Annotated in this window: 14 protein-coding genes; all 14 read left to right on the top strand. The window is 50.5% G+C overall.

From position 1 onward, the window contains the following. The coding region (locus tag RTK32_RS08275) for a polysaccharide biosynthesis tyrosine autokinase (RefSeq protein ID WP_312042978.1) at positions 1-1,465 on the top strand (1,465 nt) is incomplete at its 5' end. 96 nt (positions 1,466-1,561) lie between these two features. Beyond that, entirely contained in the window at positions 1,562-2,467 is a 906-nt protein-coding gene (locus RTK32_RS08270) for a glycosyltransferase family 2 protein (protein ID WP_312042977.1), read from the top strand. Positions 2,468-2,500: 33 nt separating this feature from the next. Then, a complete protein-coding gene (locus RTK32_RS08265; RefSeq protein ID WP_312042976.1) occupies positions 2,501-3,631 on the top strand; it encodes an EpsG family protein in 1,131 nt (376 codons plus the stop codon). 48 nt (positions 3,632-3,679) lie between these two features. Continuing rightward, positions 3,680-4,735, top strand: coding sequence for a glycosyltransferase family 4 protein (locus RTK32_RS08260; protein WP_312042975.1), 1,056 nt, complete (start codon positions 3,680-3,682; stop codon positions 4,733-4,735). 11 nt (positions 4,736-4,746) lie between these two features. Continuing rightward, complete coding sequence (locus tag RTK32_RS08255) at positions 4,747-5,547, top strand: glycosyltransferase (protein ID WP_312042974.1); 801 nt, start codon at positions 4,747-4,749, stop codon at positions 5,545-5,547. 69 nt (positions 5,548-5,616) lie between these two features. After that, positions 5,617-7,833, top strand: coding sequence for a phage tailspike protein (locus RTK32_RS08250; protein WP_312042973.1), 2,217 nt, complete (start codon positions 5,617-5,619; stop codon positions 7,831-7,833). A 285-nt stretch (positions 7,834-8,118) separates the two neighbouring features. Next, positions 8,119-9,348, top strand: coding sequence for a glycosyltransferase (locus RTK32_RS08245; RefSeq protein WP_312042972.1), 1,230 nt, complete (start codon positions 8,119-8,121; stop codon positions 9,346-9,348). 428 nt (positions 9,349-9,776) lie between these two features. Then, positions 9,777-10,673 carry a UTP--glucose-1-phosphate uridylyltransferase GalF gene (gene galF, locus RTK32_RS08240; RefSeq protein WP_312042971.1) on the top strand — a complete coding sequence of 299 codons (897 nt, stop codon included), beginning with the start codon at positions 9,777-9,779 and terminating at the stop codon, positions 10,671-10,673. Positions 10,674-10,720: 47 nt separating this feature from the next. Beyond that, positions 10,721-11,734, top strand: a complete 1,014-nt coding sequence (gene galE, locus RTK32_RS08235; RefSeq protein WP_312042970.1) for a UDP-glucose 4-epimerase GalE — start codon at positions 10,721-10,723, stop codon at positions 11,732-11,734. 517 nt (positions 11,735-12,251) lie between these two features. After that, complete coding sequence (gene rfbB, locus RTK32_RS08230; RefSeq protein ID WP_312042969.1) at positions 12,252-13,331, top strand: dTDP-glucose 4,6-dehydratase; 1,080 nt, start codon at positions 12,252-12,254, stop codon at positions 13,329-13,331. Then, the gene (rfbD, locus tag RTK32_RS08225; protein ID WP_312042968.1) at positions 13,331-14,218 is read left to right on the top strand and encodes a dTDP-4-dehydrorhamnose reductase; all 888 of its coding nucleotides are present in this window, start codon (positions 13,331-13,333) and stop codon (positions 14,216-14,218) included. Before rfbB ends, rfbD begins: the two co-directional genes overlap by 1 nt. Positions 14,219-14,266: 48 nt before the next feature. Beyond that, a complete protein-coding gene (gene rfbA / locus RTK32_RS08220; protein ID WP_312042967.1) occupies positions 14,267-15,142 on the top strand; it encodes a glucose-1-phosphate thymidylyltransferase RfbA in 876 nt (291 codons plus the stop codon). 28 nt (positions 15,143-15,170) lie between these two features. Further along, positions 15,171-15,713, top strand: a complete 543-nt coding sequence (gene rfbC / locus RTK32_RS08215; RefSeq protein ID WP_312042966.1) for a dTDP-4-dehydrorhamnose 3,5-epimerase — start codon at positions 15,171-15,173, stop codon at positions 15,711-15,713. Further along, the coding region (locus RTK32_RS08210) for an ABC transporter permease (RefSeq protein WP_312042965.1) at positions 15,714-16,094 on the top strand (381 nt) is incomplete at its 3' end.

Below are 16,094 nucleotides of genomic sequence, written 5' to 3'. Positions count from 1 at the left end.
AGATCCTGAGCTGATTAGCCAGGTACTGGATCGGGTGATGAGCAACTACCTGATGCAGAACGTGGAGCGTAAATCCGCCGAGGCGCAGAAGAGCCTGGAGTTCCTGCAGCATCAGCTGCCGCAGGTGCGTGGCAAGCTGGACGAAGCGGAAGACAAGCTCAATACCTATCGCCGCAATAATGAATCGGTTGATATGTCGCTGGAAGCCAAATCGGCGCTGGACTCCTCCGTCAGCGTACAGAGCCAGCTGAACGAGCTGACCTTCCGTGAGGCAGAAGTTTCCCAGCTGTTTACCAAAGATCACCCGACTTACCGCGCGCTGCTGGAAAAACGTAAAACGCTGGAAGACGAGCAGAAAAAACTGAACCACAAAATTGGTCAGATGCCTCAGACCCAGCAGGAAATTTTACGTCTGACCCGTGATGTGCAGGCCGGTCAGGAAATTTACATGCAGCTGCTTAACCGTCAGCAGGAGCTGAGCATCAGCAAAGCCAGTACGGTTGGCGACGTGCGCATCATTGACCATGCGGAAACCGCGTCCAAGCCTGTGGCACCGAAGAAGATCCTGATCATGCTGGCCAGCCTGATTGCCGGTCTGGTGCTGTCTGTCGGCATCATTCTGCTGAAAGCGATGTTCCACCATGGCATCACCGCGCCGGACCAGCTGGAAGAGGCCGGTATGAACGTCTATGCCAGCGTGCCGCTTTCCGAATGGCAGCGTAAAAAAGATGTTGAGGCATTAAACAAGCGTGGCGTGAAGGTCGATCCGCACAACAGCCTGCTGGCATTGGGCAACCCGACCGACCTTTCTATTGAAGCGATCCGCAGCCTGCGTACCAGCCTGCACTTCGCGATGATGGAAGCCCGAAACAACGTGCTGATGATCACCGGCGCCAGCCCTGGTATTGGTAAAACCTTTATCAGTGCCAACCTGGCAACGCTGGTAGCGAAAGCGGGACAGAAAGTGCTGTTTATCGATGGCGATATGCGCCGTGGCTATACGCATGAACTGCTGGGCGCAGCCAACAAGTCAGGGCTTTCCACTATCCTGTCGGGCAAGACGGCCTTTACCGAAGACCTCATCCAACGCGGTGATTACGGCTTTGACTTTATTCCGCGTGGTCAGGTACCGCCAAACCCTTCCGAGCTGTTAATGCATAACCGCATGAATGAGCTGCTGGAATGGGCGAACAAGCATTACGATCTGGTGCTGATCGATACGCCGCCGGTGCTGGCCGTCACTGACGCCACCATTATCGGTAAGATGGCGGGTACCGCGCTGATGGTTGCGCGCTTTGAAACCAACACGCTGAAAGAAGTGGAATTCAGCTACAAGCGCTTTGCGCAAAACGGTATCGATATTAAAGGCGTCATTCTTAACGCCGTCGTGCGTAAAGCCGCCAATGCGTACGGCTACGGCTACGACTATTACGATTACAGCTACAAAGGCAATGCAAAAAGCTAATGCTTGAGAGGATCCGCCGCCCGGCGGATCCCTTCGCCTCTGGAATCAGGCCTGTTTCCGGCTGTTTTATGTATAACCTTTAAAAGGTGCCTTGTAATGAAGGATATTTTCTTCTCGATCGTTATTCCTGCCTATAACGCCTCTGAATCGATCGTCACCACGCTGGACTGCGTTAAAGCGCAAAGCTACCCGCATTTTGAAGTGATTATCGTTGATGACAAGTCAGCCGATGCGGCAAAGCTGGCCGAGGTCGTTAACAGCGATCGCTACAGCGACCTGAAAATTAATCTGGTGCTGTCAGACGTGAAACTCAACGGCGCGGGCGCACGTAATCGCGGGATTGACCTGGCGACGGGCGACTATGTCTGCTTTTTGGACGCGGACGATGAGTGGCATGAAGACAAGCTGCTGGAGAACGTTAAAAAAATCCAGGAGCTGACCGCCAGAGGGAAAGATCGTTTTGTGATCTACAGCCAGGTGAATATTATTCAGGATGGCGCCTTTTTAAAGGTCATGCCGACCCATTTGCCTGCGCATAATGAAAGCATCGCTGAATATCTGTTCGGCTGCTACGGTTTCATTCAGACCAGTACAATCGTCCTGAAACGCGAGCACGCGGCAGAAATAAAGTTTGATGAGCGGTTTATCCGTCATCAGGATTATGATTTCTGTATCCGCGCAGATAAAAATGACTTTGAATTTGTCATGATTGCGAAACCGTTGGCTAATTACCATATGGTGAGCAAATTCAACTCCAGCCATAAAGGCGAGTCCGTAAAGTACTCTACCTTCTGGCTAAAGAGCATGAGCCCGTATCTGAGTAAACGTGACGTTTATACTTACAAAGCGTACAAGCTGCCGATCCGTTATAAAATGGATGGCAAAGTGCTGCATGCCAGCCTGAGCTTCGCGCAATATTTCTTTTTGACCAACAAAGGCAATCGCGATTATTTTCTCGGCCGTTTAAAACAGAAGTTCTCAGAACGTATTGCAAAAAAATAGCCCTGATTAAAATAATAAGACGGCGGAACAACAATGGCCATATATTGGATAATCAGTTACAGCATTCTGGCTTGCTGTATTTTTGAGTTGGCAGCAATCAACCAGCTTAACGACCCCAGGATTAAACGCGTCACGATGTGGCTGGCGTTTATCTGCACCATGGCGCTGATCTGTTTTGGCGGATCGCGTGGTCTGCACTCCGGCATGGATGACAGCCAGTACCTGGACTTTTTTGCGGATTTCTCGGCGCAGCTTCATGTTAATACCTATGATGCCATCACCGATACCTATCGCTATGAAAAGCTTTTCATGCTGCTGGCCTGGCTGTTTTCACTGTTCACCAGCCAGAGCTATTATTTTCTGTTTTTCATCTGCTTTATTGCGGTTTCCACTAACGCTTACTGCTACAAAAAATATTCTCCGCTGATCCTCTGTTCGCTTTGTTTATACTCAACTCACCTGTTTATTAACAAAGACATGAACCAGATCCGCTTCGGTTTATCCAGCGCCTTTGCTATCGCCTTTATTTGCTCGCTGGCGACGAAGAGAAACGTGCTGGCGCTGGTGTTCCTGGTGTTGAGTACGCAATCACACGCCACGGGCTATACCATTCTGCTGGCGGTCCCGTTCTTCTTCCTGCGCGAACGTAAATACCTGCCGCTGATGATCGTCTTTGCGTGTATTCCGCTGGGGATTATCGGGGGTAAAAAGCTCTTTCTCGACTCGTTGGGCATCGTGCCTGGCCTGGGTGAGCGAGCTGCGGGCTATAGCGGCACCGACTTCGATACCGCTTCACCGGTGTTTGGCCTGGCCAACCTGAAGAACATCTTCTTTATTGCTGCCTTTACGATGTACTACTTCCGTAACGGTATCCAGAAAGGCGATCGTCTGGTTTATATTTTGCTGGTCTCGTATGCGGTTGGCGCGGGCGTGCGTATTACGTTCTCCGACTTTAGTATCTTTGGTGGCAGGGTAGGTAACCTGTTCCTTCACGCCGAACCGATACTTTTCTCTTTCTTGCTGCTGCGAATACGCAATCTGCTGATAAACGTCGCCTTGTTAGCGGGGATCTGTTCTTACTACCTCGCCTATAACACGATACTTTCCGCGCAGTCGATTACCGGCTATAGCGTAGCGCCACTGTTCCGTATGTTCAGCGGCTAGGCGGCTTCGGGCCGCGCTTTTTGCTCTATTTCAACAGGATGATTGAATATGTACAGATTGCTGATCCTTATTGACGGCATTTCCAATAGCGGCGGTACGGATCGGGTTGCCAGCACCTTATCCAGCCTGCTCAGCAATAATGATTACGACGTGACGCTCTATTCGTTGAACAAAGGCGATCCTTACTATCCTACCGATGCAAAGGTTAAGATTCGCTATCCGGAAGCGACCTCGCGTCTGCTGAAGATCCGCGAGTTTATCCGCTTCGCGAAAGCGCAGCCCTTTGACGGCATTATGATCATCTCAATGGGCAAGCTCTCCGTGCAGGCGCTGCTGGCCATGAAGTTTTTTGGCGTGAAGTCAAAAATTATCTGCTGCGATCACGTCTCGATTGAAACCTTTAAGACCCCGATCCGCCGCCTGAAAGTGTTCTGTTATGGCCTGGCAGATAAAATCGCCGTGCTCACCGATCACGACAAAAGCTACCTGGAAAAAAATTACGGCGTAAAAAATGTGCACGTAATGCGAAATATCTCGCCTTTCCACGCGGAAAGCAGCGCCAGCAGCTTCGATGGAGTTTTTGCCGGCAAGCAGAATCGGGTACTGGCCGTAGGGCGTCTGACTTACCAGAAAAATTTCGATCGGATGCTCGATGTCTGGCAGCGCGTTGATAAGCAGGGCTGGAAATTGCAAATCGTCGGCGACGGTGAAGACAAGCCCGCGCTGCTGGAAAAAATCAAAAGCTACGGCATGGAAGCGAGCACGGACATCATCACGCCCAGCAAAAAGATCAACGATTACTACCGCGCCGCCGGCATTATCATCATGACTTCCCGTTATGAGGGTCTGCCTATGGTGCTGATCGAAGCGAAGAACTTTGCGCTGCCCGCCGTTGCCTTCGACTGCAAAACCGGTCCGGCAGAAATTATCAAAGACGACGGTTTCGTCATCGACTACGACAACGACGATGCCTTTGTGGCACAGCTCAACACGCTGATTGCTGACGATGAAAAGCGCAAAACTTTTGCCCACGCGGCCTGGCGCAACGCCGAAAATTACGGGCCGACGCTGATCTTACAAAAGTGGAATGAACTTCTGAATTAACGGGTGATGGTATGTTTTCAGTTCTTATGTCTCTCTATCACAGAGAGAAACCGGAAAATGTTGAGCAGTGCATGCAGAGCCTGTACGAGCAGACGCTTCCCGCTTCCGAGATTGTCGTGGTGTATGACGGCCCGCTGAGTGATGCGCTGAAAGCATCGGTCAACAACTGGATGGACAAGCTGCCGATCGTTATCGTGCCGCTGGAAAAAAACGTCGGTTTGGGCAAAGCGCTTAATGCGGGTCTGGATCGCTGCTCGCACAATATCGTTGCGCGCATGGATACCGACGACATCTGTCTGCCAGAACGTTTTGAAAAACAGATCCCCTATATGGAAGCGCATCCCGAGATGGCGTTGCTGGGTGCGGCAGTCATTGAATTTGATGAATTTGGCAATGAACGCCTGAAGCGTCTGCCGTTGAGCAGCGCCGAGATCCGCCATTTCGCCCGCATGAAAAACCCGTTCAACCATATGTGCGTGGTGTTCCGTAAGGACAAAGTGCTGGCAGCGGGCAGCTATCAGCATCACCTGTTTATGGAAGATTACAATCTGTGGCTGCGCATGCTCTCGCAGGGCTATGAAGTCGCCAACCTGCACGACATCCTGATGCGTGTACGTTCAGGCAGCGAAATGGTCAGCAAGCGCCGCGGCATGACTTACATTAAAAGCGAGGTGCAGCTCTGGTCGCTAAAAAACCGCCTGCGCCAGACCAATTTTGTTAACGGCACGCTCTATTTTCTGATCCGCACCTCAACGCGGGTCATGCCGGTAAGCGTAATGAAGTTCCTGTACGAGCGGGATCGCAAGGGATAAAAAAGCCTGCACCGGACTATACCTCTGGATGAAACAGCATCGACACTTACCTGATTAACGGAATTTTGTATGAAGCGCAGAGAATTAATCCGAACAGCATTTTCCTCCATCGTGGCAACCGCAGCACTGAGTTCGCTACCCGTAGCCGCCCGCAGTGAAGAAGCGGAGCTGAAGCTAAAGAAAGTCCCGGCTGATGCCATCCCTAAAAATGATGTGCCGATTTTTTCGCCTGACGACGTCTTTACTATGCCAGCCGGTTTCTGGCATGACTTTAACGGTAAACTTTATATTGGCAAGGCGGGTAACGATCCTGCTCAGCACCCCATCGACGTCTTTGTCAAAAGCGCAAACGGTGAGGTTTCGCTGCTGTCCCAGCCCGTAACGTTGAACAGCGACACGCTGAAGCGTTTTGTGGCCGCCAAAGGGGCGCTGTGGTCCAGCAGTGAATATTCCATGGCGCTGTATAACGATCGTGACGAGCAGCTTTTCTATGTGCCGGACGTGAAAAACAGCGGCGCTTCAGAATTCAGCCGTCGCCTGGCGCAGCCGTCCGGCTATCAGCTGATTGGTGAGATTGGCTCTTATGATGAGCTACGCCACACCACGCCGCTGTTTAACGGGGCAAAGGTGCGTCTTAAGGGCTGGCACGCCGGCACGGAAACGGGGGGGGGCGCCTTTGTTGGTGAGCTGACCAAAGCAAAGGATGACGGCGGCTATATCGCCTCATCCGGCGGCGATTACCACTGGCGTCGCGTCTCTGACGATCTCAACGCGCTGACGATTTTTGACTTTGGCGCGGTGGCCGATGGCCGTACCGACTCGCTGCCGGCTATCCAGGCCATGTTTCACTGGGCGCAGGATAACAACAGAATGTTATCCGTCCAGTTCCCGGCCGGGCGCTTTTTCGTCTCCTCATTTGATATTTCTGCTAATTACGTCAGCTATTTCCGCGTATCGGGCGCGCCTATCAACTTCGGCTACTTCCCTTCGACCACTATTGTTTCCGACGGTAAATCGGACGTCGTCTTCAAGGTGAACGCGCGGTGGGTGGAAATCAGCAACCTGAGTTTTGAAGGCCGTAACAAAGAGTTACCGAACACGCAGGGCTTCTACCACAACGTCTGTCCGGCAGGGCAATATTTCCGTGGCGCCTGCCTGCGCTTTATTGGCGTTGGCGGCACCTCATTAAGCCTGGTGGATACGCTTGATTGTAAAATTGACCAATGGTATGCCAATAACTGTACCGGCGATGTGATCAAAGCGACCTGGTCCTATACCAAAAAAGGGAACTGGGACCACAGTACCGCTATTGAACTGTCGAATTTCAACGTGCAGCACTGCTCTAAAGGCATGGCGTTGAACCTGCCGCGCTGTACGCAGTCGATCATTCACAACGGCTGGATTGAACACACCGAGTTCCCGGGCGACCTTTCCAACGGGCAATGGATTGTTGATGCATTAAGTATTGAAACCTGCCCGAACCCGCTGATCGCCCACCATTCGCGTCTGAATATGCGGCAAATTAATCTGCAGGCGAAAAGCTGGATTGATAACTCGCTGCAGGGTGATGAGTGGCTTGGCCCTTACGAGCGCGGATCCACCCGTGTTGAGTCGTACGGTATCGCCGCCGATGGCAGCATGAAGTACAACTATCTGACCTCACGGTTTCGTATTCAGAACAACAGCAACCAGGAAAAATGGTATCTGTTGGGTAACATCCATACGCCGGACGTGGGTGACAGCTGGGAAATTGAGATCCTCGGGCAGTCGCAGTTCAGCAACGGCACGACCTCGGAACCTCTGCATAATCTGCTGAATGACCGCAACACCGGCGGCAAAGCCGTCATTACGTTGCAACGCAAAGTGAAAGGGTTTGAAGGAAGCTGGCACATTGAGGGCAGTAGCCCGATTGTCGATGTGATGTATACCACCACGCACGACGCCGATACGCAGGTCTTTGTTAAGCTGGCTGGCTGGGTAGGCTCGTCCGGCGTGATGATGAAAACCACGGCGCGCGATCGCTTCCTGACCGGCCAGTGTGCCCGCTTTGACGCGGAAATGGACTTTAAAAATCCACCACAGGGCGCGCGTCAGGCCGTACGTCGTTTTGCGCTGCACAACGGCAAAGCAGGGATCGGCGCCAACGAGCAGGGTGATTTACTGGTGCAGTCGCGGCAACTGGATGCGGCCGAGGTCGATACCAGTAAACCAGGCGGTTTCGTTTCCATGGTAATCAACGGCCAGCAGGTTGCGGTGCCCTGGTATGCGTTAAAGAACCAGGGATAAAGCTCAACTTTTAGCGGTAAGCCTGCTTTCAGACAAGAAAAGCAGGCTAGCCGGTTGATTTTTAGGATAATTACGCTTATCTACCCGTACAGGTTAGCTGCTAGTATTAGATAAAATTAATAAAGCTTCAGGGGCAGGGCAAGACGCCCCTTGCTAAAACCGTCTTTTGGCGGATACGACGCTGCGAACATTATGCCTTTTGCCCCGGGCGATCCGCCAGTCTGCGCGGGAGCGCATTACCGGGACTTACTACCGAAGACGTCGTCAGGATTTTAGGGTAAATCGATGAAACTAACATTTTTCACCATGCGTTTTCCGGTAGCGTCAGAAACCTTTGTGCTCAACCAGGTAACCCATTTTATTGACAGTGGGTATGACGTAGAGATCATTTCGGTATTTCCGGGCGATCACGTTAACCGGCATGCGGCTTTCGATCGCTACAATCTGGCGGAACGTATTCATTATCTGCTGCCGGAAGAGCAAAAAAGCAATGCGGCTAAGCTGCAGCAGCGCCTGAAAATGATACTGCCTAAGCTGTTCAAACCCGGTGTCATCAAAGCCATGAACGTGGGCCGTTACGGCGATCAGTCCATGAAACTGCTGCTGCCGGCTATCGTCGCCTGGGCTAAAAAGCCCATTACATCAGATGTATTCCTGGTGCATTTTGGCTACGCGGGCGCGCTGGCTAATAAGCTGCGCGAGTTAAAAGTTCTGCGTGGCAAGCAGGCTACCGTTTTTCACGGCGCGGATATTTCTCGCCGCTTTATCCTCAATGAGCATCGTAAAGATTATCCCATCCTCTTCAGCGATACCGAGCTGTTTTTACCCATCAGCCACCTTTGGGAAAGAAAGCTGATTGCCATGGGCTGTCCGCCGGAGAAAATTCAGGTGACGCGCATGGGTATTGAACCTGAGAAGTTCAATATGAAAGCCCGTGAAGCATTGCATCAGCCGCTCCGCATTCTTACCGTAGCGCGTCTGACCGAGAAAAAAGGGTTAGGCGTGGCGGTAGAAGCCTGTAAATATCTGAAAGAAAAAGGCGCTAACTTCCAGTACACCATTATCGGCAACGGCGATATGGAAGAGCAGATGCGCGAGACTATTCGTCAGGCCCATCTGGAAGACTGCGTGCAGATGGTCGGCTTCAAGCCTCAGGAAGAGATTAAGCGCTACCTGGACGAAGCCGACATCTTCCTGCTGCCTTCGCTGACTGCTGCCGATGGCGACATGGAAGGCATCCCTGTCGCACTGATGGAAGCGATGGCCGTGGGGCTGCCGGTTGTTTCCAGCGACCACAGCGGCATCCCGGAACTGATTGAAAACAACGTTTCCGGCTGGCTGGCACCCGAAGGGGATGCGCAGGCGCTTAGCGAGATCCTGTTCCGGCTTTCCAAAGGTGATGTGGATGTTGCGCCTGTTGTCGCTGCCGCCCGCAAAAAAGTGGAAACCGAATTCAACCAGCATATTGCCTATCAGGAACTGGCGGAAACGTTGGAAAAGCTGGCTAACCGTTAATAACGTGCGCTGTTAATTTCAGATAATCTTTATTACAGCGGTAGAGTAAATTTTTACCGCTGATGTTAGCGAAATTATATTTTTGTTCGGCCTTATCGAACAGCCCGGAATTAATTCAGTACTGAGCTTAAAACAGGTAAAGGCGATTGCTGCGGCAATGGCCTTTTTTTATTTAAGCTGGATAAATTGGGAAACTGCACGCTGTTCGCGGCAAATGCCGTTAAAGCCTTACCTGGCGGACTTCCCCAGCCATAGCACGAGAGCGGTAAGTCGCGTGCATTATGAAATTTTACCGGCTAAGCATTAAAAAGGCCGGGCGGTAATATGGGCCAGTCACAGCTAAATTTTCAGATTAAGATTATACTTGCTTAATATCACTTTAATGCATAATTGCTGCACGTTTTTTACTTCATTTATATGGAAAAAATATGACCAAGCTTAAAGCAGTTATCCCCGTTGCGGGTCTGGGTATGCGCATGCTCCCTGCTACAAAAGCCATTCCTAAAGAGATGCTGCCCGTTGTCGACAAGCCGATGATCCAGTACATCATCGACGAGTGCGTAGCGGCAGGCATCAAGGAAATTGTTCTGGTCACCCACGCGTCCAAGAATGCGGTTGAAAACCATTTCGATACCTCTTACGAGCTGGAAGCCCTGCTGGAAGCGCGCGTTAAGCGTTCGCTGCTGAGCGAAGTGCAGTCGATCTGTCCGCCAGGCGTGACGATCATGAACGTTCGTCAGCCACAGCCGCTGGGCCTGGCTAACTCTATTCTGTGCGCTCGCCCAATGCTGCACGATGAAGCCTTTGTGGTTGTGCTGCCGGACGTGCTGCTGGACGATTCAACAGCCGATCCGCTGCGTTACAACCTGGCTGCCATGGTCGCCCGCTTCGAAGAAACCGGCCACAGCCAGGTGTTGGCGCACCACATGCCTGAAGCTGACCTTTCCGACTATTCCGTGATTAAGACAAAAGAAGTTCTGGATAATCCGGGTCAGACTAGCGAGATCCTTGAATTCGTCGAGAAGCCGGATCAGCCACAGACGCTGCAGTCCGATCTTGCGGCAGTAGGCCGTTACGTTCTGTCTGCCGATATCTGGGCCGAGCTGGAAAATCTGGAGCCAGGCGCGTGGGGCCGCTACCAGCTGACTGATGCTATCGCCAGACTGGCGAAAAAGCAGCGCGTTGACGCGCAGCAGCTGACCGGTAACAGCTTCGACTGTGGCCGTAAACTGGGCTACATGAAAGCATTTGTCTCCTGGGGACTGAGAAATAACGCGCAGGGTCGCGAGTTCCGCGAAGAAATCAAAAAGATTCTGGCTAAGTAATTTCCCATTATTCAAGGTCGCGCCAGCGCGGCCATAAAGGAGTCAATATGGCTATTTTGGTAACGGGTGGGGCTGGCTATATCGGTTCTCATACCGTGCTGACGCTTCTGGAGCGCGGCGACGATGTGGTGGTGCTGGATAACCTGAGCAATGCCTCACGTGAATCTATCGGTCGCGTAGAAAAGCTGACCGGCAAGAAAGCGGCTTTCTGCGAAGGTGACATTCTGGACCGCGCCTGCCTGCGCGATCTCTTTGCTCAGCATAATATTACGGCGGTGATTCACTTTGCGGGTCTGAAAGCGGTGGGGGAATCTACCCGTATGCCGCTGGAGTACTATCAGAATAACGTGACCGGTACGCTGGTACTGCTGGAAGAGATGCGCGCTGCTGGCGTGAATCAGTTTATTTTCAGTTCTTCCGCCACCGTCTATGGAGCAGATGCGCCGGTACCGTACGTTGAGACGACGCCAATTGGCGGCACAACAAGCCCTTACGGCACCTCTAAGCTGATGGTTGAGCTGGTTCTGCGCGACTATGCAAAAGCCAATCCTGAGCTGAAAGCGATTGCGCTGCGCTACTTTAACCCGGTAGGCGCGCATGAGTCGGGTCAGATTGGCGAAGATCCAAACGGTATCCCTAACAACCTGCTGCCTTACATTGCGCAAGTTGCGATTGGCCGTCTTGAAAAGCTGGGTATTTTTGGCGACGACTATCCGACCAAAGATGGCACCGGCGTACGCGATTACATTCACGTGATGGATTTGGCGGAAGGCCACCTGAAAGCGCTGGATCATTTGCCGGCTATCAGCGGCTACAAAGCCTATAACCTGGGCGCGGGCGAAGGCTATTCCGTGCTGGAGATGGTGAAAGCGTTTGAGAAAGCTTCCGGTCGTCCGGTACCTTATCAGATCTCTCCACGCCGCGATGGCGACCTGGCTGCGTTCTGGGCTGATGCCTCGCTGGCTGATAAAGAACTGAACTGGCGCGTATCGCGTGGCATCGATGAGATGATGCGCGACACCTGGAACTGGCAGAGCAACAACCCTAACGGGTATAAATAACCGTTAAGTGTTTATATAAAAAGCCCGGCTTATGCCGGGCTTTTGCGTATCTGAAATAAGGTTTAAGTTGGTTTGGTGCAGGTTCTAAACCATGGAAATGCAATGTAGGTCAAAATTCATGTTCATAAAATAAGCTAAAAAGCGCAGGCGCGTATATAAAGTGGGCGATTTAACTTTCTCTAAGAAATTTCCTAAGTTGCACCACATAAACAAGGAAAAATTCTTATTTTAGTTAGTTTTCATAATTGCTGAATGATACAATTCTTGACAGTATGTACGGGTTAAGTTGTCAATATTAGCTAAAAATATAGCGTGTATTCAAACCGTTAGGCAGCAGGGCTCTTTGGCTGGCATGTTGACAGGGCTTAAGCAAGGTCATAGCAGGATAGACGTTGACGTACTGGGAATGTATACCCAGGGGCGGTAGCGTTGCTAAATTTCAGGCTGGCAATGTAACTGACATAAATATCAATAATCTACGGTTATTGTTCCAAATCACTCCGTTTAGAGACTTGTTATGAAGATTTTGATCACTGGTGGCGCTGGTTTTATTGGTTCAGCAGTCGTAAGACATATCATCAACAATACGCAAGATGCCGTAATCAACGTTGACAAGTTGACCTATGCGGGCAACCTGGAATCAGTCAAGGACGTTAGCGACAGCGACCGGTATCAGTTTTTCAAACTTGATATTTGCGATACGGAAGGGCTGATCAAGGTCATGAACGAATGCGCGCCGGATGCCATTATGCACCTTGCGGCAGAAAGCCATGTCGATCGCTCCATTACCGGCCCTGCAGATTTTGTGCAGACTAACGTAGTCGGAACTTACAGCCTGTTAGAGGCCACGCGCCAGTACTGGAACTCGCTGGGTGAAGAGAAAAAGCAGGCTTTCCGCTTTCATCATATTTCCACCGATGAAGTCTATGGCGATCTGCCCCATCCGGATGAGATGAGCGGCGAGCTGCCACTTTTTACCGAAACTACGCCTTACGCACCGAGTAGCCCATACTCCTCAACGAAAGCGGCCAGCGATCATCTGGTACGCGCATGGGGACGTACCTATAAGCTGCCGGTCATTATTACCAACTGCTCTAATAACTATGGTCCATACCATTTCCCGGAAAAGCTGATCCCGCTCATTATCATTAATGCGCTGGAGAAAAAGCCGCTGCCTGTCTATGGCAAAGGGGATCAAATCCGCGACTGGCTGTATGTAGAGGATCATGCTCGTGCGCTATATAAGGTAGTCACTGAGGCTAAGGCGGGTAGTACCTACAATATCGGCGGACACAACGAAAAGAAAAATCTGGATGTGGTGAAGACTGTTTGCGCGCTTCTGGATGAGTTAAAGCCTTCAGAAGGCCATTATACAGATCTGATAACCTATGTTAACGACCGACCGGGTCACGATCGCCGCTATGCCATCGACTCAACTAAAATTCAGCAGGATTTAGGCTGGAAACCAGAAGAGACTTTCGAAAGCGGAATGCGTAAGACCGTAGAATGGTACCTGAGCAACGACGAATGGATTAATAACGTCAAGAGCGGTGCCTACCAAAGCTGGATTGAGCAAAATTACGAGAAACGTAACTAATGAACATTCTTCTTTTTGGTAAAAACGGTCAGGTTGGCTGGGAGCTGCAGCGTGCGCTGGCTCCTTTAGGCAACCTGACTGCGCTGGATCGTCATTCCACGGAACACTGCGGCGATCTGTCAAACCCTGAGGGCATTGCCGCGACTATTGCTGCTCTCAAACCGGACGTCATCGTTAATGCTGCGGCCCATACTGCTGTTGATAAAGCCGAGTCGGAACCTGAAGTTGCTGCCTTATTAAATACCGAAGCCGTCGTGAAAATGGCTGATGCCGCTGAAAAAGCGGGCGCGCTGCTTGTTCATTATTCCACTGATTATGTATTCAACGGTCAGGGAGATAAACCCTGGACCGAAACCGACGCTACGGAGCCGTTAAGCGTATACGGCAAAACGAAATGCGCAGGGGAAGAGGCTATTACAGCCACGTGCAGCAGCTATCTGATATTCCGTACCAGCTGGGTCTATGCGGCGAAAGGCAACAATTTTGCGAAAACCATGCTAAAACTGGCTAAAGACAGAGAAGAGCTTTCCGTTATTAACGACCAGTTTGGCGCGCCTACGGGCGCCGAGCTGATTGCAGATTGTACAGCGCATGCTGTTCGTCAGGCTAAAGGCAAACCGCAACTCTCTGGCATTTACCACCTGATAGCTAACGGCACAACGACCTGGCATGAATATGCATCTTACGTCATTGAAACAGGACGTAAAAAAGGTCTGGAACTTAAGGTTAGCAGGATCAATGCGGTACCGACTTCAGCTTTCCCGACCCCGGCTAAACGACCTGCTAATTCAAGGTTGGATATCACTAAATTCCAGCAAACTTTTGCGTTAATGTTACCTGACTGGCGTATCGGCGTTGAGCGGATGCTTACCGAAGTCATTGGATAAATTCTCTAATCAGCAGTGCTGAATACTGCTAAATGGGTGCAAGGAATTATGGCAAAAAATAAGGGTATTATCTTAGCAGGCGGCTCCGGAACAAGGCTGTATCCGGTTACTATGGCGGTCAGTAAACAATTGCTGCCTATTTACGATAAGCCGATGATTTACTACCCGTTGAGCACGCTGATGATGGCGGGGATTCGTGATATTCTTATTATCAGCACGCCTCAGGATACGCCTCGCTTTGAAAGTTTACTGCGTGATGGTTCGCAATGGGGTCTCTCCATCCAGTATAAAGTGCAGGAGAATCCTGATGGTCTTGCGCAAGCTTTTATCCTCGGTGAAGAATTTATTGGAGAAGATTCTTGCGCGCTGATTCTGGGCGACAATATTTTTTACGGCCACGATCTGGTACCTCAGCTTGAAGCCGCCAAAAATAAAAAAACAGGAGCAACGGTGTTTGCCTATCACGTTCACGATCCTGAGCGTTATGGCGTTGTCGAATTCGATGAGGACGGTGTCGCTATTTCTCTGGAAGAGAAACCAGCAGTTGCAAAAAGTAATTATGCCGTTACCGGGCTCTATTTTTATGATAACAGCGTAGTTGAAATAGCGAAAAGCCTTAAACCTTCTGCCCGTGGCGAGCTTGAAATTACCGATATCAACCAGGCTTATCTCAATAAAGGTTTGCTCTCTGTTGTGACGATGGGACGAGGCTACGCCTGGCTTGACACCGGCACGCACGAAAGCCTGATCGAAGCCGGGAACTTTATTCAGACTATCGAGCACCGTCAGGGGCTTAAAATTGCGTGTATAGAAGAAATCGCCTGGCGACAAAAATTTATAACCAGCGCTCAGCTGGAAGAACTGGCTAAACCGTTTTCAAAAAATGGTTATGGCAAATATATGCTGAACTTGATTAAGAAATAACGCTCTGAATAAAATTAAAGGAAAAAACGTGAAGGTTATTACTACTTCTTTAACCGATGTCCTGATCTTTGAGCCAACGGTCTTTGGCGATCATCGTGGCTTCTTTTTTGAAAGCTTCAGCCAAAAATTTTTCGATGAAGCGGTGGGAACTTCTGTCAGCTTTGTGCAAGATAACCATTCAAAATCATCACAGGGCGTATTACGCGGACTGCATTATCAGTTAAATCCAAATGCTCAGGGTAAGCTGGTTCGTTGCGTCGAAGGTGCCGTTCTGGATGTCGCGGTCGATATCCGCAAGGATTCTACTACGTTCGGTCAGTGGGTTGGGGTAGAGCTGAGCGCTGAAAATAAACGGCAGTTATGGATCCCTGCTGGTTTCGCACACGGTTTTGTGACGCTGAGTGAAACCGCAGAGTTCGTTTATAAAACCACTAATTACTATGCAAAAGAAAGCGAGCGCTCCATCGTGTGGAACGATCCTGATATCGCGATTAACTGGAAAATTTCAGACGTTCTTCTTTCCGACAAAGACAAGCACGCGCCTCGTCTTCAGGATGCAGAGGTTTTCTAAATGAACGAACAGGCTAAAACACCGGGTGCCCTGGTTAAGACGGTGCTGATGCATCGTCGTTTGATTTACACCCTGACAAAAAGAGAAGTTATCAGCCGCTATCGTGGGTCGATGCTGGGCCTGCTGTGGTCATTTTTTACGCCCGTATTAATGCTGGTGGTTTACACCTTCGTGTTTAGCGTAGTGTTTCAAGCTAAATGGAGTGAAGGACAAACGTCCAAATCGGCTTTTGCATTAGTTTTATTCTCAGGTTTAATTATCTTTAACCTCTTTTCCGAATGTATCAATAAAGCGCCGGGCACTATTATTGCCAACGCAAACTACGTCAAAAAGGTGATATTCCCACTGGAAATATTAACCTGGGTTAATATGGGGGCGGCT

The organism is Erwinia sp. (genome assembly GCF_031978025.1).
GTDB lineage: Bacteria > Pseudomonadota > Gammaproteobacteria > Enterobacterales > Enterobacteriaceae > Erwinia.
Note: the sequence above shows the minus strand (reverse complement) of the source record. Positions and strands in the feature narration are given on the sequence as shown.

Coding starts and splice junctions, on each gene's coding strand:
- rfbB (WP_312042969.1), top strand. CDS start 12,252: ATGAAGATTTTGATCACTGGTGGCGCTGGTTTTATTGGTTCAGCAGTC.
- RTK32_RS08265 (WP_312042976.1), top strand. CDS start 2,501: ATGGCCATATATTGGATAATCAGTTACAGCATTCTGGCTTGCTGTATT.
- RTK32_RS08260 (WP_312042975.1), top strand. CDS start 3,680: ATGTACAGATTGCTGATCCTTATTGACGGCATTTCCAATAGCGGCGGT.
- galE (WP_312042970.1), top strand. CDS start 10,721: ATGGCTATTTTGGTAACGGGTGGGGCTGGCTATATCGGTTCTCATACC.
- rfbD (WP_312042968.1), top strand. CDS start 13,331: ATGAACATTCTTCTTTTTGGTAAAAACGGTCAGGTTGGCTGGGAGCTG.
- galF (WP_312042971.1), top strand. CDS start 9,777: ATGACCAAGCTTAAAGCAGTTATCCCCGTTGCGGGTCTGGGTATGCGC.
- RTK32_RS08245 (WP_312042972.1), top strand. CDS start 8,119: ATGAAACTAACATTTTTCACCATGCGTTTTCCGGTAGCGTCAGAAACC.
- rfbA (WP_312042967.1), top strand. CDS start 14,267: ATGGCAAAAAATAAGGGTATTATCTTAGCAGGCGGCTCCGGAACAAGG.
- RTK32_RS08255 (WP_312042974.1), top strand. CDS start 4,747: ATGTTTTCAGTTCTTATGTCTCTCTATCACAGAGAGAAACCGGAAAAT.
- RTK32_RS08250 (WP_312042973.1), top strand. CDS start 5,617: ATGAAGCGCAGAGAATTAATCCGAACAGCATTTTCCTCCATCGTGGCA.
- RTK32_RS08270 (WP_312042977.1), top strand. CDS start 1,562: ATGAAGGATATTTTCTTCTCGATCGTTATTCCTGCCTATAACGCCTCT.